This window comes from Hymenobacter psychrophilus (assembly GCF_900107135.1).
Classification (GTDB): domain Bacteria; phylum Bacteroidota; class Bacteroidia; order Cytophagales; family Hymenobacteraceae; genus Hymenobacter; species Hymenobacter psychrophilus.
On record NZ_FNOV01000002.1, the window covers coordinates 330,468 to 351,112 of the forward strand.

At 62.5% G+C, this 20,645-nt stretch carries 15 protein-coding genes; 11 read left to right on the forward strand and 4 right to left on the reverse strand.

The genetic code is table 11. From position 1 onward, the window contains the following. Nucleotides 1-116 precede the first annotated feature (116 nt). From BLW21_RS03875 to mutM, 3 genes are all read left to right on the forward strand, one after another. Nucleotides 117-1,004 (forward strand): M48 family metalloprotease, encoded by an 888-nt coding sequence (locus BLW21_RS03875; protein WP_092738114.1) that lies wholly within the window; start codon nucleotides 117-119, stop codon nucleotides 1,002-1,004. Between the two features lie 101 nt (nucleotides 1,005-1,105). Further along, the gene (locus BLW21_RS03880) at nucleotides 1,106-2,008 is read left to right on the forward strand and encodes a PhzF family phenazine biosynthesis protein (RefSeq protein WP_092738116.1); all 903 of its coding nucleotides are present in this window, start codon (nucleotides 1,106-1,108) and stop codon (nucleotides 2,006-2,008) included. A gap of 264 nt (nucleotides 2,009-2,272) precedes the next feature. Continuing rightward, nucleotides 2,273-3,097, forward strand: a complete 825-nt coding sequence (mutM, locus tag BLW21_RS03885; RefSeq protein ID WP_092738118.1) for a DNA-formamidopyrimidine glycosylase — start codon at nucleotides 2,273-2,275, stop codon at nucleotides 3,095-3,097. A 179-nt stretch (nucleotides 3,098-3,276) separates the two neighbouring features. Here the strand turns inward: mutM and BLW21_RS03890 are convergent, their stop codons facing one another. Beyond that, on the reverse strand, nucleotides 3,277-4,311 hold the full coding sequence (locus BLW21_RS03890; RefSeq protein WP_092738120.1) for an SDR family NAD(P)-dependent oxidoreductase: 1,035 nt from the start codon (nucleotides 4,309-4,311) through the stop codon (nucleotides 3,277-3,279). Nucleotides 4,312-4,532: 221 nt separating this feature from the next. Between BLW21_RS03890 and BLW21_RS03895 the strand changes: the two genes are divergently transcribed. Next, nucleotides 4,533-4,991 (forward strand): hypothetical protein, encoded by a 459-nt coding sequence (locus BLW21_RS03895; RefSeq protein ID WP_092738122.1) that lies wholly within the window; start codon nucleotides 4,533-4,535, stop codon nucleotides 4,989-4,991. Between the two features lie 61 nt (nucleotides 4,992-5,052). On the opposite strand, the gene BLW21_RS03900 is transcribed toward BLW21_RS03895, so the two are convergent. Beyond that, a complete protein-coding gene (locus BLW21_RS03900) occupies nucleotides 5,053-5,826 on the reverse strand; it encodes a sulfite exporter TauE/SafE family protein (RefSeq protein ID WP_092738124.1) in 774 nt (257 codons plus the stop codon). A 235-nt stretch (nucleotides 5,827-6,061) separates the two neighbouring features. Here BLW21_RS03900 and BLW21_RS03905 point away from each other — a divergent pair, with 235 nt between their 5' ends. The 6 genes from BLW21_RS03905 (at nucleotide 6,062) to BLW21_RS03930 (ending at nucleotide 14,795) form a co-directional block, all read left to right on the forward strand. Next, complete coding sequence (locus BLW21_RS03905) at nucleotides 6,062-7,648, forward strand: MDR family MFS transporter (RefSeq protein WP_245711800.1); 1,587 nt, start codon at nucleotides 6,062-6,064, stop codon at nucleotides 7,646-7,648. A gap of 143 nt (nucleotides 7,649-7,791) precedes the next feature. Beyond that, nucleotides 7,792-8,847: an LLM class flavin-dependent oxidoreductase gene (locus tag BLW21_RS03910; RefSeq protein ID WP_092738126.1), complete on the forward strand. Its 1,056-nt coding sequence runs from the start codon at nucleotides 7,792-7,794 to the stop codon at nucleotides 8,845-8,847. Between the two features lie 217 nt (nucleotides 8,848-9,064). Further along, entirely contained in the window at nucleotides 9,065-11,569 is a 2,505-nt protein-coding gene (locus BLW21_RS03915) for a TonB-dependent receptor (protein ID WP_092738128.1), read from the forward strand. Nucleotides 11,570-11,728: 159 nt separating this feature from the next. Further along, the gene (locus BLW21_RS03920) at nucleotides 11,729-12,976 is read left to right on the forward strand and encodes a PepSY-associated TM helix domain-containing protein (RefSeq protein ID WP_092738130.1); all 1,248 of its coding nucleotides are present in this window, start codon (nucleotides 11,729-11,731) and stop codon (nucleotides 12,974-12,976) included. A 179-nt stretch (nucleotides 12,977-13,155) separates the two neighbouring features. Continuing rightward, nucleotides 13,156-14,214, forward strand: a complete 1,059-nt coding sequence (locus BLW21_RS03925) for a bile acid:sodium symporter family protein (RefSeq protein WP_245711801.1) — start codon at nucleotides 13,156-13,158, stop codon at nucleotides 14,212-14,214. A 128-nt stretch (nucleotides 14,215-14,342) separates the two neighbouring features. Beyond that, on the forward strand, nucleotides 14,343-14,795 hold the full coding sequence (locus BLW21_RS03930) for an ankyrin repeat domain-containing protein (protein WP_175470850.1): 453 nt from the start codon (nucleotides 14,343-14,345) through the stop codon (nucleotides 14,793-14,795). Between the two features lie 103 nt (nucleotides 14,796-14,898). Here the strand turns inward: BLW21_RS03930 and BLW21_RS03935 are convergent, their stop codons facing one another. Both BLW21_RS03935 and BLW21_RS03940 read right to left on the reverse strand, forming a co-directional pair. Next, nucleotides 14,899-17,568 carry an MGH1-like glycoside hydrolase domain-containing protein gene (locus tag BLW21_RS03935; RefSeq protein ID WP_092738330.1) on the reverse strand — a complete coding sequence of 890 codons (2,670 nt, stop codon included), beginning with the start codon at nucleotides 17,566-17,568 and terminating at the stop codon, nucleotides 14,899-14,901. A 234-nt stretch (nucleotides 17,569-17,802) separates the two neighbouring features. Continuing rightward, nucleotides 17,803-18,681, reverse strand: coding sequence for a sterol desaturase family protein (locus tag BLW21_RS03940; RefSeq protein ID WP_092738136.1), 879 nt, complete (start codon nucleotides 18,679-18,681; stop codon nucleotides 17,803-17,805). A gap of 341 nt (nucleotides 18,682-19,022) precedes the next feature. Here BLW21_RS03940 and BLW21_RS03945 point away from each other — a divergent pair, with 341 nt between their 5' ends. Then, nucleotides 19,023-20,567, forward strand: a complete 1,545-nt coding sequence (locus tag BLW21_RS03945) for a SulP family inorganic anion transporter (protein WP_092738138.1) — start codon at nucleotides 19,023-19,025, stop codon at nucleotides 20,565-20,567. Nucleotides 20,568-20,645 lie beyond the last annotated feature (78 nt).

A 20,645-nucleotide genomic window follows, 5' to 3' on the forward strand; every position in this document is an offset into this window, starting at 1 on the left:
AAATTCGGCGCGGTTGGCGTTCTACTGACAACCTACCGACGCCGCAGACGCATCCTGTCAGCGCTGTTCCGGCAAGGTAGTTGCCTACTTTCCAGCGCACTTTATCCGACTTATCCATGACCATTACCCTTCGCTTTTTCCGCCGCATGGCCGGCCTGCTGGCCACCGGACTACTGCTGGCCGGCTCCGTTTCGGCCCAGAACACTACCAATGGCCAGCGCGACGTGCTGCGCGAAATAACCGACGTGGTGGGCCTGAAGCCCCGCTTCCAGTTGCGGGCCACCACTGAGGTGCAGAACGCCGCGGCCGTACTATATGGCGGGCAGCGCTACCTGCTCTACAACCCGCAGTTTGTGGCCGCCGTGAATCGGGCCGGCCGCACCGACTGGGCCGGCATCAGCATTCTGGCGCACGAGATGGGCCACCATCTCAATGGCCACACCCTGCGCGCCGGTGGCTCGAACCCCACCGACGAGCTGGAGGCCGACGAGTTTTCGGGCTTTGTGCTGCGCAAGATGGGTGCCAGCCTCGCCCAGGCCCAGGCTGGCATGGCCGTTGTATCGGATGAGCAGGCCTCCCGCACCCACCCCGGCCGCCAAACCCGCCTGACGGCCATCGGCCAGGGTTGGCAGCGCGCCAGCCAGCAGATTACGGCCAGCACCCACGGAGCCGCGCCCTCTGCCGAGCCCGCTAGGCTGGCCACCCAGCCGGCGCCGGTGCGGCAGGTAGTAGCCCGCTCGGCCGCGCCGGTGAGTGTGCTGGGGAAAATCACGTTTCGCGCTAAGCCCGAAGTGGATTTTTACGTGACCAACCGCCTGAGTGTGGTACGCCTTGACGCGGCCGGCCAGACCGCCGAAGTCGTGGGCCGCCTCACCCGCTCCGAAAGTCTCTCCTACCCCTACGTGCTCATCGACGGCCAGCAGCGCCGCCTCTATATCAGCCGGCAAGGCGAAATCTACGACCCCAATGGCCGCCCGGTAGCTCTGCTCACCGACCCGTCGTAGGGCGGCGCCTGCCCCCGTCCCTACGCTGTTCTATCAGACGGCCGGTTTCCCGCGGGGGAAGCCGGTCGTTTATCTTTGGTGCTCACTTTGCCCTTTATTTGATGCCGGTTTACCCGTTTTTGCTGGTTGATGCCTTTACTGATACTGCCCTGGGTGGCAACCCCTGCGCTGTAGTGCTCGATGCCGACGACCTGAGCCCCGACCAGATGCAACGGCTGGCCCGGGAGTTCAACCAGTCGGAAACGGCCTTCGTGCGCCGTTCGGCGGTGGCCGAGTTCGGGGTGCGCTACTTTACGCCGGGCGAGGAAATTCCGCTGGCCGGTCATCCCACCATTGCCACGCTCACGGCCCTGCTGCACACCGGCCGCCTGCCCCGCCCCACCGGAGAGCAGCTCCACGACCTGCAACTGGAGTTGCTGCACGGCCCGGTAGCCATCCGGGTTTCGCCCGCCGAAGCCGGGCAGCCCCACTTCATCCGCATGACCCAGCGCCGCCCCGAGTTCGGGCCGCTGCACGATCCGGCCGAGGTACTGCCCCTGTTTGGCCTCACGCCCGCCGACCTGCTGCCCGGCGCTGTGGTACAGACGGTGAGCACCGGCACGCCCCAGCTCATGGTGCCCTTGCGCAACGCAGCCACGTTGCGGCGGGCGCATTTACCCGACCCGGCCGCCCTCGATGCGTACCGCCGAGTCAGCGGCTTTTTCAGCTCCCACCTGTTTTGCCTTGAAGGGGCTACGCCCGCCGGCACCACCTTCGCCCGCCACTTCTGCACCCCGCCCGACCTGCCCGAAGACCCCGTAACCGGCTCGGCCACCGGCGGCATGGCCGCCTACCTCTGGCACTACGGCCTGCTTTCCACTCCCGACTTCATGGCCGAGCAGGGTCACTGGATGGGCCGCCCCGGCACCGTGCACGTAGCGGTGCAGGGCCCTCCCGAGGCCATTGAAGCCGTCCAAATCAGCGGCCAAGGCGTGGTAGTAGTGCAGGGCGAGCTGAGGGTGTGATAGGAGCGAAACAAACAACCCATCAGCCCTCCTTTTTACCTTCGCAAATACCTCTGCGCACCTCTGCGCACCTCTGCGAGAAAGCCTATTGGAAACGTCAGCCGTAGCTGGGTTGAGAAGTTGGAAACAGACGCTGTGGCGGCCTCATCGGAAGCATAGTTTCGGCCACGACTGACAATCGGCGCAACGGCCTGTTATGGCCTGAGCGAGCCTCCACTGCTCGCTTTCCTGCTCGTAAACTTCTCCCCTCAGAAACTCCGCCGAATGCCCGAATTACCCGAAGTTGAAACCTACCGCCGCTTCTTGGATGAGCTGGTGGTGGACCAGACAATTACCGCTTTCGAAGTGCTCGACGCCCATGTGCTGGGCACGCCCGAAGACACGTTACGGCAGGCGCTGGTGGGCCGCACCATCACGGGTACCAGTCGGCTGGGGAAGAACTGCTTTTTGCAACTCAACAGCGGTCAGGTACTGGTGCTGCACTTCGGCATGAGCGGCGACGTGGGCGCCTACCGCGACGTGCCCGACGCGCCCCGCTTCACCCGCGTAGCCCTGCACCTGGATTCGGGCCTGCGTGCTGCCTTCGTCGACCCGCGCAAATTCGGCCGCATCCGGCTGGCCGAAAGCGTGGCCGCCTATCAGCAGGCCAAAAAGCTGGGGCCCGACGCACTGGAGCTGACCGTGGCCGAGCTAACAGACAAGCTGGCCAAGCGCAAAACGCTGCTCAAGCCCCTGCTGCTGGACCAGCGCCTCACGGCCGGCCTGGGCAACTGGATTGTGGATGAAGTGCTGTTTCAGGCCAAAATTCACCCCGAGCGGGTCGCCAACACCGTAACGGCCGCCGAGGTAAGGCGCCTGCACGCAGCTATCCAACTGGTGCTCATCACGGCCATTGCCGCCGAGGCCAACTACCGGAACTTCCCAGCCAGCTTCCTTATCCACGCCCGCGAGTGGGACGAGTCGCCCACGCCCGGCACCGATTCCCACGAGTTCTGCTCCCGCCACCCACGCACCCGCATAGCGAAGAAGTATGTGAGCGGCCGGGCGACGTACTACTGCCCCAAGTGCCAGCCGGAGCCAGAATTGTAAACGGCATTCAGAGCCAACGAGGCATTAGTTGCAGTGCCTTCAGAACTGTGTATGTGTGGGGCTTGCCCCCGCCCGCCATTCACCCCGTTATAACGAGTCCGCTCGATGGCGTTAACGGCGGGCGGGGACAAGCCCCACACATACACCACACGGCAGTATGACCAGCGGTTTGGCTTCCCTTACTTGAACTCCTCGTTGTTTTTCTCTTCGGCGCGGCGGTTGAGCGTAGTGAGCCAGGAACGGGTGATGGGCGATTCGCTTTCGTAGCCGAAGCGGCGGGCGTCGCCGCGATTGGTGTCGGGGGCGGGCAGGGCGCTGTTGACCCAGGCGAGCAGGTCGGTGGTGGTGCCGGGCAGCAGGCCGTGCAGGCCCGAGAGCAGCTTGGCAGGCAGGCTGAGGATGATTTCGGCGTCGCCGCGGCGGCAGGCGTTCCAGATGCGGCGGGCGGCGTTATCGGCATTCATCGAGATGGCCGGCAGCGAATCGGCCACCGTAAACCAGGCGTACTCCTTGCGGTGCTGGCCCTTCACGATGGCGTGGCGGGCGCTGCCGGTGCGCAGCAGGCCGGGGCACACGGTGGTTACGCGCACGCCATATTGGAGCAGCTCGGCCCGGAAGCTTTCCGAGAGGCCCACCAGCGCAAACTTGCTGGCGCAGTAGGGCGCCAGGTGCGGCACGGCCACCTTGCCCCCCACCGAGGCAATATTCACGATGCGACCTTCGCCCCGCTGGCGCATGCTGGGTAGCACGGCCTGCATGGCATGCAGCGGGGCCCAGAAATGGGTGTCCATCGACTCTTCGAACTCGCGTACGTCCATGTTGTCGAGCGGGCCGGCCGTGATGATGCCGGCGTTGTTGACCAGCACCTCAATGGGGCCCATCTGCTGCTCTACGTCGGCCACCAGCTGGCGCACTTCGTCGGGCTGGGTCAGGTCGCAGACGAAGGCCCGGACCAGCTCGGAGCCAGCGGCGGCCAACTCGCGGCGGGCTTCTTCCAGTTCCTGCGCGTCGCGGGCACAGATGGCTACTCGGGCACCTTCGGCTACGGCCTGCCGGGCCAGAATTAGGCCCAGGCCGCGCGAACCGCCAGTGATAAGCACGGTGCGGCCAGCCAACTCGAAGGAGCCGCGGCGGTTGGCGTAGAGGGTAGCGGCCAGCAGGCCGGCGGCACTGGCAGCGGCCAGCAGCAGAGAGTTACGGGTATCAGATTTCATAGAAGAGCGGATTAGCAGGAGGACTACTTGGGTGTATGGGTTTCGGAACCGAAAGGTTGCGGTCCGCTTAGCCGACCGGCACTAATCAGGCTTTCCTGGGGAATATAACTGCGCCACCGCGCGTTGCAACCAGTGGTTGGCCGAAACTGGCACCATCTTTACTGTGCCGGCCCCTTCCGGCCTTCACCCGCTACTTACCTTTCGCCTCAAATCCTCTGCTCATGAAAGCGCCTCTGCTCATCGCCCTGCTCACCCTCACCACCGCTCCGGCCCTGCTGGCCCAGACTGCCGGCCGCCCCAAAATGCCCCCGCCCCGTACCGCCGCGCCCGCCGCTGCGCTGCAACTGGATGAGAACAAGATTACCGAGCGCGCCACCGCCCTCACGGCCAACATGCAGAAAGCCCTGGGCCTCAACCCGCAGCAAATGGCCAAGGTGGGCCAGATAAACCTGATAAGTGTGCGCGGCGTGGAAACCGCCCGCCAGACCTACCGCCAGAACGTGCGCAAAATGGGCGGCGTTATCGAGGACATCGGTCAGGCCCGCATGGCGCAGCTCAAGGAGGTGCTCAGCCCCGCCCAATTCGACAAGTACCAGCGCAAGCGCGAAGAGAAAATGGGCGTCCCCAGCTCCCAAGGCAACCAAGGCAACCCCGTTCCCGGCATGCCGGGGCAGGAGTAGTGATGATTGAAAGGAACGTCATTCTTTGCTGCGCCCTGCATGACGTTCCTTTCAATCATCACTAGCCACCGAAAAATACCTGCCAGCTCAGCTTCAGAATAAACGCGCTGACCATGAACAGAAACAGCACGCGCACAAAGCCGGTGCCGTGGCGCAGGGCCAGGTGCGCACCCAGCGTGGAGCCGACGATGTTGCTGGCGGCCATGGGCAGGGCCACTGCCCACAGAATCTGGCCCGAGGCGGCAAAGTACACGAGGGCCGTGAGGTTGGTGACGGCATTGACGAGCTTGGCCGAGGCTGAGGCCGTTATAAAATCGTAGCCGAACAGCCCCACGAAGGCGAACAGCAGAAACGAGCCCATGCCAGGGCCGAAAAATCCGTCGTAGAAGCCCAGCACGAGGCCCAGGGCGGCCCCGTAGTACGGCTCGCGGCTGGCGGGCAGCCGGGGCGCATGGATGCTGCCAAAATCTTTGCGCCAGAAGGTGTAGGCGGCAATAACTACCAGCAGCCCCAGCACCAGCGGCGGCAGCAGCTCCTGGGGCAGCTTGCTCACCACCCGCGCCCCCAGAAACGAGAACACGCCCGCCACAGCCGCCGCCGTACCCACCGCCCGCCACCGCAACGGCACCTGCCCCGCATAGCGCCGCAGCGCCGCCACCGTACCCAGCAACGACGATACTTTGCCCGTGCCCAGCAGCGTGGGCACCGGCACGCCCGGCAACAGCACCAGCAGCGCCGGCAGCTGAATCAGCCCGCCGCCACCTACTACGGCATCAATCAAACCGGCCAAAAAGGCGAACAGGCACAGCAGGGCGAGAGTAGTAGCAGTCAGCATCGGGCCGCGAAGGTAAGCGGCGAGGTGGGTAATAGGAAACGGTCATGCTGAGTGAAGGCGCAGCCGTAGCCGAAGCATCTCTACCGCAGTGCTAATCCTGTTGTTGATTTTACCAATGCAGTAGAGATGCTTCGACTGCGCTCAGCATGGCAACCTGCTCGGTCTTGGCAGGCTACTTATTCTTCCTTCCGCCCGCTTAACAACCGGCACCGCCGCCGGCCGTACAGCCTGGCTTATGACCGAACAACTTACGCACCGGCAAAAAATGCTCACGTTTGGCGCCGTGCTGCTGGCCATGTTTTTGGGCGCCCTCGACCAGACGATTGTCAGCACCGCGCTACCACGCATTGTGGAAGACCTGCACGGCCTCGAACGGTTTACCTGGGTTGCCACCTCTTACCTGGTAGCCAGCACAGCGCTGGTGCCCATCTATGGCAAGCTGGCCGATACGTACTCGCGGCGCACCATCGAGATTGTGGCCGTGAGCGTGTTTTTGCTGGGGTCGGCGCTGTGCGGGCTGGCCGGCGAGTTCGGAACGCTACCCCTGCTCGGCGACGGCATGACCCAGTTGATTGTGTTCCGGGCCGTGCAGGGACTGGGCGGAGCGGGCCTGTTCGCCATGGCCTTCATCGTTATTGCCGACTTGTTTCCGCCGGCCGAGCGGGGGCGCTACCAGGGTTTCGTGGGGGCCGTGTTTGGCACCTCGTCAGTGCTGGGGCCATTTCTGGGCGGCTTCCTGACCGACAACGGCACTGGCCTGATTCCAGGCGTGGCAGGCTGGCGGCTGGTATTCTACGTAAACCTGCCACTGGGCGCGCTGGCCCTGTGGTTTATTCTGACGCAGATGCCGCCGCTGCGCCCGCGCGCCGAACCCAAGCCCCTCGACTACCTCTCGATGCTGCTACTTATCCTGGGGCTGGGGCCGCTGGTGATTGGGCTGCAGCTCAACAAAAATGAGTACGGCTGGACCGACCCCGTCACGCTGGGCCTGCTGGCCACCGCCGCCCTGATGCTGCTCTTATTCGTACGCCGCAGCCTGCGCCATCCCAACCCGATTCTGGCCTTCAGCCTGTTCAAAAACCCAGTGTTCCGCACGGCCAACGCGGCGCTGTTTCTGTTGGGCGGGGCCTTTCTGGGTCTCATCATCTTCGAGCCTCTGTTCATGGTGAACGTGCTGGGCGAATCGGCCACCCGGGCCGGCGTAAGCCTGATTCCGCTGTCGATGGGCGTGGTAACGGGCTCTTTGCTGGCCGGCCAGATGGTGTCGCGCTACGGCCACTACAAGCGCTGGATGCTGGCCGGACTGGTGGTGCTAATGGGCGGACTGGCGCTGCTGGCCACCATGCCCGCCACCGTTGGCTACAACCAGGTGTTGCTGTACCTACTGATTTGCGGTGTGGGCCTGGGGCCGAGTATGCCCCTCTACACGCTGGCCATTCAGAACGCTGTGGAGCCCCGTTTTATCGGGCAGGCCACGTCGGCCAGTCAGTTTTTCCGGCAAATTGGCGGGGCCATTGCGGCCTCGGTGCTGGGCGTAATTCTAACGCAGGGCCTGAGCAGCGTACTGCCCGCTGCCGGCCCGGCGGGCGGCGTGGCCCCCACCACGGCCGCGGCCCATGTAGCCCCGGTAAGCGAGAGCCCGGCGGGTGTGCCGGCCGGCACGCCCGCCTCACCGGCCCTGAAAGCGGCGTTTTCGGGGGCTATTTCGCAGGTGTACCTGGTAACGCTGCTGCTGGTGGCTGCCGGCTTCCTGGTCACGCTGCTTGTGCCCGAACTGCCACTGCGCAAAACCAACCACGAAACGCCGCCAGTGGTAGAGTAGAACGACGCTGGAGCTTCGCATTGCTGTCCTTTGGTTCGCGCTACAGCCGTTCTACAGTCAGCAAACTACTTCCCGCTGGTGGCTGTTATAAGTGCTTCACTCCGGCTTCAGGGCCGGGGCTCACTTCTTGACTCCTATTTTACATGTCTACTCAAAACAAGCTACAACTCAGCGTCCTCGACCAGTCGCCGGTGCCGGCGGGGCGCACCCCGCGCGAGGCCCTGCAACACACAGTGGAGCTGGCCCGCCTGACTGACCGCCTGGGCTTCACCCGTTTCTGGGTGAGCGAGCACCACAATACCCGCACGCTGGCTGGCTCTTCGCCCGAGGTGCTGCTGGGCCGGCTGGGGGCCGAAACCAGCCGCATCCGTCTGGGTTCGGGCGGCGTGATGCTGCCCCACTACGCCGCCCTGAAAGTGGCCGAGAACTTCCGCCTGCTCGAAACCCTGTACCCCGGCCGCATCGACCTGGGCATTGGCCGCGCCCCCGGCACCGACCGCATCACGGCCCACGCCCTCAACCCCCATAATACCTTTAGCGACCAGGATTTTGCCGAGCAGCTGATGGATTTGCGCGCTTACCTGCGCGACGACGTGGTAGCCGACACCGTGCATGCCCGCGTGAAAGCCGCGCCTTTCGCCGATACGGTGCCCGAAATGTGGCTGCTGAGTTCTAGCGGGCAAAGTGGCCTGTTTGCAGCCCATGTGGGCGCGGCCTTTAGCTTCGCCCACTTCATCAACCCCAACGGCGGGCCGGAGATGGTGGAGATGTACCGGGAGCGGTTCCGCCCCTCGCCCGAACTGGCCGCGCCCCAGGCCAACGTGGCCATTTTTGTGGTGTGCGCCGACACGGCTGGCCGCGCCCAGCTGCTGGCCGACAACCTGGCCCTGCAGATGCTCAAGCTCGAAACCGGCCAGTTTACGCCCATCGAGGCGGCCGAAACAGTGAATGTGGCGGCCCTTTCGCCCGATTTACAGGCCCGCCTGGCCTACCACCACCAGCGCATCATCAGCGGCACGCCCGATAAGGTGAAAGCCGAGATAGAGGCCCTGGCCGCCAGCTATGGCGTACATGAAGTGGTAGCCGTGACCATCACCCACGACTACGACGACCGGCTCCGCTCCTACGAACTGTTGGCCGACGCTTTTGCCCTGCCTACAATGGCAGCCCCAAAACAGGTGGAGCTCGCGACAGTCTAGTTTGCGTTTTGCAGTCAGCAAGAAAAGCCCGGCTTAGCCGGGCTTTTCTTGTTTCCGAGCTTCGCCCATGCAGGACGCCAGCAATAAAAACAGCTTATGGTCAGCCATTTATAGGTTAAAATAGATTTTTTCTAAATAGCTATTTTGAATTAATCTAGATAGACCAGAGCTTTGTATTGTTTTTAATCGATCTAAACAAGCGTAATGCTTCTGCCCTATGGCCCGCTCCCTTCCGCTACTGCTTCTTCTGGGTCTACCGGCCTTCGTGCCTGCCGCCCAAGCGGCGCCTGCCACTGTACTCGCGACCGTTAATGGCCCCGATGATGATCTGGCCCAGAAGGGCCGGCTGAGCGGGATGGTTCGCGACGAGAAGGGCCGGCCACTTGAGGGGATTTCGGTAGCGCTGAAGGGCACCTACCACGGTACAGCCACCGATGCTGCCGGCCGTTTTCGGCTGACGGCTCCGGAGGGCAATTACCAGCTCGTTATCAGCAGCCTGGGCTATACTGCGCAGGAAATGACCGTGCGCATAATGGCGGGCCAGACCATCGAGCTGCCCACCTTTGCGCTGGCCGCCGGCAGCCAAGCGCTGCAGGAAGTAACGATTAATGGCAGCCGCAGCCAGAATGAGCGGCCGGTGGCCTTGGGCAAGATGCCCATCGCCCCGCTTGACTTGCCCCAGAGCACTGCCACCGTGGAACGCCAGGTGCTGGAGCAGCAGCAGGTGGTGCGCCTGAGCGACGCGCTGGCCAACGTGAACGGCGTGTATGTAATGGGCAATACGGGCGGCTACCAGCAGGAAATTGCGGGCCGTGGCTTTGCCTATGGCAGCAGCAACACCTTCAAAAACGGGGTCCGTTACAACAACAGTATTCTGCCCGAAACCAGCTCTTTGGAGCGTCTGGAGGTGCTTAAAGGCAGCGCAGCCATCCTTTATGGCAATGTAGCGGCCGGGGGAGTGCTCAACTTGGTTACTAAAAAACCCCGTTTCGAGCCGGGCGGCTCCATTGCCATGCGTGCTGGCAGCTACGACTTCTACAAGCCCATGCTCGACGTGTACGGGGCCGTGAACGGCAGTGAGCACGTAGCATTCCGGGTGAACACGACGTATGAGAACAGTCGCAGCTTCCGCGACGGCGTGAAGGGCGAGCGGTTCTATGTGAACCCCTCACTGCTATTCAAGGTGGGCGCCAAGACCGATTTTCTGCTTGAAGGTGACTACCTCAACGACAACCGCACGCCCGACTTCGGCCTCGGCGCCATCAACTACCGCATTGCCGACGTACCGCGCAGCCGTACGCTGAATACCGACTGGGCCAACATCGCCACCCAGCAGAAATCGGCCACCGCCACCCTCACCCACCGCCTGAATGAAAGCTGGCAGCTGCGCGGTGTGGCGGCTTACCAGGGCTTCCGCAGCAACCTGCGCTCGGCCGTGCGCCCCACCACCATCCGCGACCGGGTGGATATTTTTGCGGGGGTGGCTAAAGATGGTACGCCCAAGAAAATTCTGACTGGCAGCCCGGCCCTCTACGGCAACCTGGTGCGCAGCCTGCAGGCCACTGACATCAGCGAAGACTATTTCCTGGGCCAGCTCGACCTAACGGGCCAGCTGCGCACCGGCATTCTGAGCCACACGTTGCTGGTGGGGGTTGATGCCGACAAGTACAACACCGTGAACGTGGCCTACAACCGCGTAGCCAACTACGATTCCATCAACGTGTTCGAGCCCGGCCGCTATGCCGAGCGCAGCAGCCAGCCCGAATTTAGCCGCAACACCCGCACCTTTTCGCCCATTCGCCGGGTGGGCGTATACGTGCAGGACCTGATTGGCATCACCGACAACCTGAAACTACTGGCCGGCGTGCGCTACAGCTACCAGGAAACCGGCAGCCAGCAACTTACCTACCAGAATGGCCAGCCCGACCAATCCGGCGGGCTGAGCAAAAGCCAAGACGATGCCTTTTCGCCCCGGGTGGGCCTGGTGTACCAGCCGCTGAAAACCATGGCGGTGTTTGCCTCCTACGCCAACTCGTTCAACCTGAACACCGGCACCGATAACACTGGCCAAGCCCTCTCGCCCACCCTGGTCGACCAGTACGAGCTGGGCGTAAAGAAGGAGTTACTTGATGGTCGCCTGTCGGCCAACATTACCGCCTACCAAATTGTGAACGGCAACCTGGCCCAAACCATCCTCAGCGACGCCGGCAACTACAACCCCACCTTCCCGAACGCCCGCGAGCTGGCTGGCGAGGTAACCAGCCGCGGCGTGGAGGTAGATGTGCAAAGCAAGCCGCTGAATGGCTGGACGGTACTGGCTGGCTACAGCTACAACCGCACCATCTATACCAAAAGCAACATTTACACCGTGGGCAGCCTGCTGCGCTACAACCCCAGCCACACGGCCAACGCCTCGGCCTTCTACACCGTCGAGCAGGGCCCATTACGGGGCCTGACCACGGGCCTGACCGCCCTGTATATCGGTGAGCGACAGGCGGGCCGCAGCACCCGCGGCAACGTCGCCAACGACCAGTACCGCCTGATTGAGGTTCCTGCCTACGCCCAGCTCGACGCCTCGGTTGGCTATTCTCTCAACCGGCTCTCACTGCAGGTAAAGCTCTCGAACCTGCTCAACGAATTGAGCTACAATGTACACGACGACAATAGTGTGAACCCCATTGCCCCCCGCCAATTCCTGACGACGCTGAGCTACCGGCTGTAGGCTAGAAGGGTTAGGGAATGAACGTTATACTGGGCTTGCCGAAGAATCTCTACCGCTTCATTGTAATGACTTAGACGAAGCGGTAGAGATTCTTCGGCAAGCTCAGCATGACATTTCATTTAGCACAATGGCGTTCTTTTTACCCGTTAGAATATTCAGATGAAACTGTTTTTCCGCACTATTCACCTCTACCTGAGCCTGGCATCGGGGTTTGTTGTTGCCATTGTTTGTTTTACGGGCGGCGTGTTGGTGTTTGAGAAGGAGCTTGAGCAGGCCTGGCATCCCGAGCGGTATTTTGTAGCACCGCCTGCTGCCAATGCGCCGCGCCAGCCCCTGAGCCAGCTAACGGCCGCTGCGCAGGCCGCCCGGCCCGGCGCCCGCATTACGGGCCTGAAGGTATACGCCGACCCCACCCGCACCGTGGAGCTCAGCCTGGCCGCCACCCCCGAGGGCGGTGGTGCCGGGGGCCGGCGTGTGGCAACGAGTAAGCCAAATAGCGAAGGCCGGGGCGGCAAAGGCGGTCCTGAAGGTAAAAGCGGCAAGGGCGGAGAAGGTAAAGGCGGCGGCCGCGGGCCAACCCTGTTCGTGAACCCCTACACAGCGGCCGTAACGGGCGAGCTGAACTACCGCGACACCTTCTTCTACTCGGTTATGGCCATTCATCGCGGCATGGTGGGCGGTGAGGTGGGCAAGCTAGTGGTGGGCGTGAGCACGGTGCTGTTTCTGTTCATCATCGGGACCGGGCTGGTGCTATGGTGGCCGGCCACGCGCAAAGCCCTGCGGCAGCGCCTGAACGTGAAATGGGACAGCAACTGGAAACGTCTCAACCACGATTTGCACATTGTGCTGGGCTTTTATGCCTCCCTGCTGCTGTTCATCTTCGCCTTCACGGGCTTGGTCTGGTCGTTCGAGTGGTTCAACAAGAGCATCTACGCCGTTACCAACTCGCCGATGGAACGGCCCGAGCCGCCCGTTTCGGCAGTGCCGGCCGCGGCAGCTTCCGGCACTGCCCTCTTGCCCGACCAGGCACTGGCCCGCGCCCGCACGCTGGCTCCCACGGCCGTTTTCTACGCGCTCCAGTTGCCCAAAGACTCAGCGGCCAGCCTCAAAGTAGCTACCCTGCGGCCCAACGCCGCCTACGAAAACGCCACCGACGAAGCCTATATCGACCAGTACAGCGGGCAGGTGATAGGAAGCCAGACTTACGCGCAACGCAACCTGGGCCAGCGGGTGCGCGGTCTGTTTAAGCCGGTGCACACAGGCGCCATTTACGGCTGGCCCTCCAAAATCCTCAGTCTCGTGGCCTGCCTACTGGGCGTTACGTTCCCCATCACGGGCGTTATCATGTGGCTGAACCGGCTGAAAAAGGAGCGTAAAAAGCAGGCAAAACAACTGGTAGCGTATTAGCTGTTTGCCTTACCAAGACGAGGGAGCAGGCTCTGTTCATGCTTCACCGACCGCGCGCCACTGGCCCGGCACTGTTCAACGACGAGGCGCAAACAGGCCTGTCTGCATCGTACCAAACCGCCATCCAAAACTAAGCGCGCCGACCCAATTGGGCCGGCGCGCTTAGTTTTGCGGCACCTATGGCCACTGCTACTCCTACCTCGCCTATGCCCCCCACCGAAAGCCGCCTGGCAGCCTGGCTGCGCCGCGCCGGCCTGCTCGACTGGTTTCTGCCCGCACTGGCCGCTGTGGTGGGCCTGGCCTACCTGTTTCCGCAAGCGGGTGGCCCGGGCAGCCCTTTGCCCTGGGACGCACTTAATAGCGGGGGCGTGGCGTTGGTTTTCTTCCTATACGGCCTTAAACTCAGCCTGAGCAGCCTGCGTAATGGCACCCGCAACTGGCGCCTGCATCTGCTGATACAGCTGACCACCTTCCTTCTTTTTCCGCTGCTGGCACTGGCGGTACGGCCCCTGTTCGGGGGTGCGCAGGGGCAGTTGCTGTGGCCAAGCATTTTTTTTCTGTGCGTGCTGCCGAGCACGGTTTCCACCTCGGTGGTAATGGTGAGCATGGGGCGCGGCAACGTACCGGCCGCCATTTTCAATGCCAGCCTGAGCGCCCTGATTGGCATAGTTCTCACGCCGCTATGGGTGCGGGCGGTGCTGCAGCCCACCGGCGGGGGCAGCGAGGGGCTAAGCGCGCTGGCCCTGAGCCTTGCCTGGCAGGTAGTAGTGCCGGTGGGGGCCGGTGTGCTGCTCAACTCCCGCTTCGGGGAGTGGGCCGGGAGCCACAAGGGCCACCTGCGGGTGCTCGACCAAGTCGTTATCCTGAGCATTGTGTTCACCTCGTTCTGCGAGTCGTTTGCCCAAGGCGTATTCCGCAGCTACGCACCGGCCACGGTGGCGCTGCTGGGCGCAGGCATGGTGGGGTTGTATTTTGGGGTATTTGGGCTGGTGGCCGGGGCCAGCCGGCTATTGGGCTTCGCGGCTCCCGACCGCACCACGGCCATTTTCTGCGGCTCCAAAAAGTCGCTGGTGCATGGCAGCGTGTTTGCCAGTCTGCTGTTTCCCGGGGCCGCTGCTACCGGGGCGCTGCTGCTGCCGCTCATGCTCTACCACGCTCTGCAAATCGTGCTGGCCAGCATCATGGCCCAGCAGTTTGGGCGGGCAGCCCTGCGCGCCGAAGCCCAACCGGAGAGCTAGGCAAAATTGACTTTTAGGCTGATACCAGCCGGATCGGAAAGTTCTTAAACGAAATGCCTGACAGCAGATTTTCCTCCGAAATCGTATCTTCCGACCGTTTTCCCTATATTTCACGCCTGCTTTCCGGAATGAAAAAACTTCTTCTTGTTTTTGCGCTATTTCTGACCGGCGCCACCGTAGCCGTGGCCCAGACGACGCCTACCCAGAAAGTGTATTCGGCAGTAGTCAAAAATAATCCTGCCGATGTGGAGGCGCTACTCGCGGCCGGCGCCGACGCCAACGCGCCGGTCGAAATGATGCCCGGCTTCCCGACCACCTTCCTGGTTATTGCCGCCGGCAATGGCCACTTGGCCGTGGTAAAAGCCCTGCTCCAAAATAAGGCGCAGATAGATAAAACCGATTCCTTCCAGATGACCCCGCTCATGGCCGCTGCCGCCAACGGCAGCCTCGATGTGGTAGAGTTTCTGCTGGCTAACGGTGCCAACCCCAAGGCCAAGGACAAGGAAGGCAAAGACGTACTGGCCGCCGCCAAAGAAGGCGAGAACGAACAGGTTATTAAGCTAATAAAAAGCAAGATGTAAATTTCAAATCAAGGAGAAAAAGCCAAAAGTAAAAGCCGTTGAACAAACCAAGGGGTGATGTTCAACGGCTTTTACTTTTGGCTTTTTCTCCTTGATCTACATTCTATTTCGACTTCTTCCCGCCCAAAAGCCGTACCACGAGGCCGGTCCAGCCGGTTTGGTGGCTGGCGCCGAGGCCGCGGCCGGTGTCGCCGTGGAAGTACTCGTGGAAGAGCAGGTGGTCGCGGAAGTGCGGGTCGGTCTGCATTAGCTCGTCGCCATTGAAGGCCGGGCGCAGGCCGTTGGCGTCCTTCAGGAAAAGTCGCGTTAGGCGCTCCGAAAGAGCCTCGGCAATTTGTTGGAGCGTGTGCATGTTGCCCGATCCGGTCGGGTATTCCACCTGGAAAGCGTCGCCGTAGTAAGCGTAAAAGCGCTGCAACGACTCAATGATGAGGTAGTTGATGGGAAACCAGATGGGTCCGCGCCAGTTGCTGTTGCCCCCGAACATGCTGCTTTCGGCTTCGCCGGGCACATACTGCACCGTGAAGTCGGTTTCGGGGGTGTGGTACACGTAGGGGTTGGCCAGGTGGTCGCGCGACAGGGAGCGAATGCCGTAGTCGGAGAGGAACTCGGTTTCGTCGAGCATGCGGTGCAGCAGGGCCCGCAGGCGCGAGCGGCGCAGCAGGCTTAGCAGGTGGCGGGCACCTTTACCGTCGCCGTCGGTTCCCTTCTCGCGCCAGCGCGACACGAGCTGGGCCAGGTGCGGGCGGTTTTCGAGCAGCCAGCGGGCCCGCTCCGTGAAGTCGGGCAGCTCGCTGAGTAGCTCCTCGTCAATCACTTCCACGGCAAACAACGGAATCAATCCTACGATAGAGCGCACTTTGAGCATGGTGCGGGCACCGTCGGGGGTGTGCAGCACGTCGTAGTAGAACTGGTCGTCCTCGTCCCAGAGGTTGAACTGGCCGTCGCCGCCGCGCGTCATGGCATCGGCGATGTAGAGGAAGTGCTCGAAGAATTTGCCGGCCATTTCCTGGTACACCGAGTTGGTGCGGGCCAGCTCCATGGCAATGCGCATCAGGTTGAGGGCAAACATGGCCATCCAGCTCGTGCCGTCCGACTGCTCGATGTGGCCGCCGGTGGGCAGCGGGGCCGAGCGGTCGAATACGCCGATGTTGTCGAGACCCAGAAAACCGCCCTCAAACACGTTTCGCTCGCTTTTGTCCTTGCGGTTTACCCACCAGGTAAAGTTGAGCACCAGCTTGTGGAACACGGCTTCGAGGAAAGCCGGGTCGCCGTGGCCATTGCGCTTCTTGTCCATCTGGTACACCCGCCAAGTGGCCCAGGCATGCACCGGCGGGTTCACATCGGACAGGTGCCACTCGTAGGCCGGCAGCTGGCCGTTGGGGTGCATGTACCAGTCGCGGCACAGCAGCCGGAGCTGGTTTTTGGCGAATTCGGCATCCACCATGGCCAGCGGAATGCAGTGAAAAGCCAGGTCCCAGGCCGCGTACCAGGGGTATTCCCAAGTATCAGGCATCGAAATGATGTCGTGGTTGCGCAGGTGACGCCAGTTGTGGTTGCGGCCCTTGCGGCGGCGGGTGGCGGGCACCCGTGGCAGGGCCGGGTCGCCGTCGAGCCATTGGGCCACATCGTAGTAGTAGAACTGCTTGCTCCAGAGCATGCCCGCGAAAGCCTGACGCTGCACGTTGCGGGCGTCGGTAGCATCGGCAGGCAAATCCTGCTGAATGCCCTCGTAAAACTCGTCGGCCTCGCGCTGACGGGCTTCGAACACGGCCCCAAAATCGGCGAAGGGCATTTCCAGCGCGGCCTGGGTCAGGCGCACCTGTACGGTAACCGACTCGCCGGCCGGCACCTCGAACTGGTAGTGAGCGGCCATTTTGGTACCCCGGCGAGCCGGATTTACGGCCGTTGGGTCGCCCTCCACCACGTAGTCGTTGATGCCATCCTTGAAGTAGCGGCCGGGGTTATGGTAGTCGGCCATGCTCCCGGTGCGGTAGGCATTGGTGTCGTTGTCGCAGAACAGCAGCTCGGCCGCCGGCTGGTCGCAGTAGCAGTAGTACTGGCCCAGCGCAGGATGGGCGGCCAGGGCCGTGCCGGGAGCATGGGCGGCCAGCACCGGCCGAACCTCCTGACCGGGGTAGCCCCAACTCCAGGTGTTGCGGAACCACAGCTGGGGCAGCACATGCAGCGGCGCCGCTTCGGGCCCGCGGTTGTGGGCCCTAATGCGCAGCAGCATGTCATCGGGGCCGGCTTTTGCGTACTCGATGAACACATCAAAGTAGCGCTGCTGGTCGAACACGCCGGTATCGAGCAGCTCGAATTCGGGCTCCTGGCGGGTGCGGGCGGCACTTTCGCGCCGGAGCTGCTCGTACGGAAATTCGGCCTGCGGATACTTGTAAAGCATCCGCATGTAGGAGTGCGTGGGGGTGCTGTCGAGGTAGTAGTACAGCTCCTTCACGTCCTCACCGTGGTTGCCTTCGGGGTTGGTCAGGCCAAAGAGGCGCTCCTTAAGCAGTTCGTCCTGCCCGTTCCAGAGGCCCACGGCCAGGCACAGGCGCTGCTCATCGTCGCTGATGCCACCAATGCCATCCTCGCCCCAACGGTAGGCGGTACTGCGGGCCTCGTCGTGAGGCAGGAAGCTCCAGGCCTGTCCGTCGGGGCTATAGTCTTCGCGGACTGTGCCCCACTGTCGCTCAGTGAGGTAGGGGCCGAATTTCTTCCAGGGAGTGGTCAGGGCATTGGCATCGGCCAGCCGCAGTTGTTCGTGCGTCATAAATAGAATCGGGCCGGCCAAAGGCCGCCGGTTCAGGAAACCAGAAATCAGGCCCTGTTAAGCTGGCAAAGATACCGGGTTATGGGTTGCCAGTGATGAGTTACCAGCAAAAAACCCTGTCATCCTGAGCGGAGCGAAGGACCTTACCACGTAACAACGACCTGTGCTTACGTGATAAGGTCCTTCGCTCCGCTCAGGATGACAGGGTTTTTCCTTGCAAACGTTTTCTCCCGCTTACTCCGCCAGCTCCGTCATCGGCTTGGCGTACTCGGGGTGTTCGGGCACCTCGCCGTTGGGCAACGCCCAGGTATCCTGGGGTTCCAGGGGCAGGGCCAGCAGGCGGGCCACGGTTTGGCCGGCCGGGTCGGCGTAGGCGGGCACCCCGATGGTGAGGTCCTGCTGGGGCACGTTGAGGCGCAGGGTGCGGTGGAGCCGGTCCCAGAGCGTAAGCACGACGCCGAAGTTGCTCTGCGTTTCGCGGTCGACCATGGAGTGGTGAATGCCGTGGGCCCGGGGCGTAACCATGAACGGGGCCAGGCGGCGCTCTACTTTGAAGGGCAGCTCCAGGTTGGTGTGGTGGAAGGCGGTGCAGGCTTCAAACACCACCTCGAAGCCCAGGGCCGTGGAGCCGCGCACGCCCATTAGGGCCGCAATACCGGCCCGATACGGAATGCTGGCCAGCATCTCGCCGAAATGGAAGCGCCAGCCGGTGGTCAGGTCCATATCGAGGTCGGAGTGGTGGACGCGGTGGAAACGCCAGAGCAGCGGCGAGTGCAGCAGCCGGTGCCAGGAGTAGCCCAGGTAGTCGAGCAGCAGCACTTCGGCCAGCATGCGGGCCGGCTCGGGCAGGCGCGAGAGGGGCGTGCGGTACGGGGCCATCAGGTTGCCCAGGCCTACCATGGCGGGCAGCAGCGTCAGGCGCATGGCGGGCATGGAAGGAGCCGCCAGCACCGCGTTGCGTACCCACCGCTCGGTGCGGGGCCGGGTGCGCTGGCGCAACGGCCGGCGGGTTTCAAGCAGCAGCAACCCCAGGCCCACCACGGCCAGAATGGGCGTGGCGTATTTATCGAAGCGCTTGAGCAGCGGGTGAGAGGTAGGAAATAGGTTCATCATTTGTCAGTTGCTGGTTGTCAGATACGGGAAGTAAACAAAGAACGTCATTCCGAGCGGAGCCGAGGAATCTCGCGTGCTGACATTGTGCTAGTAATCATACGTCAGGATTACCATTGCACGCGAGATTCCTCGGCTCCGCTCGGAATGACGTTCTACTAACAACTGACAACCAACAACTGCTACCCAATAACTGAATCCGTACCTTTGCGGGCGCTTATGCTCTTTTTCGGTTTCCCCATCTTTCAGCTGACCCCACCCTGAGGCCGGGTCCTTAGCTTGTCCGCCGCCGCTCCTGATTCCAGGGGCTGGCGGCTTTTCTTTGGCCTTTTTCAACCGCATTTATGCAACAAGTCCTGCACTACTTCACGCAGTATAAAGTCAATTACAAGAACGAAATCCTTTCGGGCCTAACGGTAGCTTTGGCCCTGATTCCGGAGGCCGTGGCCTTTTCCATCATTGCCGGCGTGCCCCCGCTGGTGGGCCTATACGCGGCCTTCATGATGGGCCTCGTAACTTCGGTGCTCGGCGGCCGGCCGGGCATGATTTCCGGGGCGACCGGGGCCGTGGCCGTGGTGCTGGTGGCGCTGGCCAAAACGCACGGGGTCGAGTACATCTTCGCTACCGTGATTTTGGCGGGCCTGCTACAGGTGCTGGCGGGCGTGCTGCGCCTGGGCAAGTTCATCCGGCTGGTGCCCCACTCCGTGATGTTCGGCTTCGTTAATGGCCTGGCCATCATTATCTTCCTGTCGCAGCTGGTCCAGTTCCAGGCCGTGGGGGCCGATGGGACGTTGCACTGGCTGACGGGAACTGCGCTGCTGACGATGGCGGGCCTCGTGGGCCTCACCATTGCCATCATCGTGCTGCTGCCGCGCCTGACGAAGGTGGTGCCGGCCTCACTGACGGCCATTCTGGTGGTTTCGGCGCTGGTTATCGGCTTCGGCATCAACACCAAAACGGTGGGCGACATTGCCTCGATTCAGGGCGGCTTCCCTCCCTTCCACATCCCGAGCGTGCCGTTCACGCTGGGCACCCTGGGCCTGATTTTCCCCTACGCCGCCATCGTGGCCGGGGTGGGTCTGATTGAGAGCCTGCTCACGCTGAACCTGATCGACGAAATCACCGAAACCCGGGGCCGCAGCAACAAGGAGTGTGTGGCCCAGGGTACGGCCAACATCCTCTCGGGCCTGTTTTCGGGCATGGGTGGCTGCGCCATGATCGGCCAGAGCCTCATCAACATCTCCTCCGGGGCCCGGGCCCGCCTTTCGGGCATAGTGGCCTCCATTATGCTGCTGGTGTTCATCATGTTCGGCGCTTCGCTGATTGAGCAGGTGCCGATGGCGGCCCTCACCGGCCTCATGATTATGGTGTCGGTGGGCACTTTCGAGTGGGCTTCGCTCAAAACGTTCGGCAAAATGCCGGTTTCCGACCTCGTGGTAATGATTCTGGTGACTTTGATTACGGTCGTGCTCCACAACCTGGCCCTGGCCGTGCTCATCGGGGTAGTTATTGCGGCGCTGGTATTCGCCTGGGAGAATGCTCGCCGCATCCGGGCCCGCAAGCACCTCGACGAGGCCGGCGTGAAGCACTACGAAATCTTCGGGCCGCTGTTCTTCGGCTCGGTGCAGGCCTTCGCGGAGAAGTTCGACGTAGCCGACGACCCTACCGAAGTCATCATCGACTTCGCCGAAAGCCGGGTGACCGATATGTCGGCCATCGAAGCCCTCAACAAGCTCACCGAGCGCTACCATCGCCTGGGTAAAACCGTGCACCTGCGCCACCTCAGCCCCGACTGCCGCCACCTGCTCCAGCGCGCCGACTCCCTCATCGACGTGAATATCCTGGAAGACCCGACGTACCACGTCGCGGGGGCGGATTTGATGTACTAGACATTTATTGGTTGAATTAGAAACCGCCTGTCATCCTGACGAAGGAAGGACCTTATAACGTTGCAGCACGTCGTTTCA

Excerpts from the sequence above, each read along its gene's own strand:
- BLW21_RS03895 (WP_092738122.1), top strand. The coding sequence starts at position 4,533 with ATGAAAGCGCCTCTGCTCATCGCCCTGCTCACCCTCACCACCGCTCCG.
- BLW21_RS03875 (WP_092738114.1), top strand. The coding sequence starts at position 117 with ATGACCATTACCCTTCGCTTTTTCCGCCGCATGGCCGGCCTGCTGGCC.
- BLW21_RS03925 (WP_245711801.1), top strand. The coding sequence starts at position 13,156 with ATGGCCACTGCTACTCCTACCTCGCCTATGCCCCCCACCGAAAGCCGC.
- BLW21_RS03880 (WP_092738116.1), top strand. The coding sequence starts at position 1,106 with ATGCCGGTTTACCCGTTTTTGCTGGTTGATGCCTTTACTGATACTGCC.
- BLW21_RS03900 (WP_092738124.1), bottom strand. The coding sequence starts at position 5,826 with ATGCTGACTGCTACTACTCTCGCCCTGCTGTGCCTGTTCGCCTTTTTG.
- BLW21_RS03890 (WP_092738120.1), bottom strand. The coding sequence starts at position 4,311 with ATGAAATCTGATACCCGTAACTCTCTGCTGCTGGCCGCTGCCAGTGCC.
- BLW21_RS03940 (WP_092738136.1), bottom strand. The coding sequence starts at position 18,681 with ATGATGAACCTATTTCCTACCTCTCACCCGCTGCTCAAGCGCTTCGAT.
- BLW21_RS03915 (WP_092738128.1), top strand. The coding sequence starts at position 9,065 with ATGGCCCGCTCCCTTCCGCTACTGCTTCTTCTGGGTCTACCGGCCTTC.
- BLW21_RS03945 (WP_092738138.1), top strand. The coding sequence starts at position 19,023 with ATGCAACAAGTCCTGCACTACTTCACGCAGTATAAAGTCAATTACAAG.
- mutM (WP_092738118.1), top strand. The coding sequence starts at position 2,273 with ATGCCCGAATTACCCGAAGTTGAAACCTACCGCCGCTTCTTGGATGAG.
- BLW21_RS03920 (WP_092738130.1), top strand. The coding sequence starts at position 11,729 with ATGAAACTGTTTTTCCGCACTATTCACCTCTACCTGAGCCTGGCATCG.
- BLW21_RS03935 (WP_092738330.1), bottom strand. The coding sequence starts at position 17,568 with ATGACGCACGAACAACTGCGGCTGGCCGATGCCAATGCCCTGACCACT.
- BLW21_RS03905 (WP_245711800.1), top strand. The coding sequence starts at position 6,062 with ATGACCGAACAACTTACGCACCGGCAAAAAATGCTCACGTTTGGCGCC.
- BLW21_RS03930 (WP_175470850.1), top strand. The coding sequence starts at position 14,343 with ATGAAAAAACTTCTTCTTGTTTTTGCGCTATTTCTGACCGGCGCCACC.
- BLW21_RS03910 (WP_092738126.1), top strand. The coding sequence starts at position 7,792 with ATGTCTACTCAAAACAAGCTACAACTCAGCGTCCTCGACCAGTCGCCG.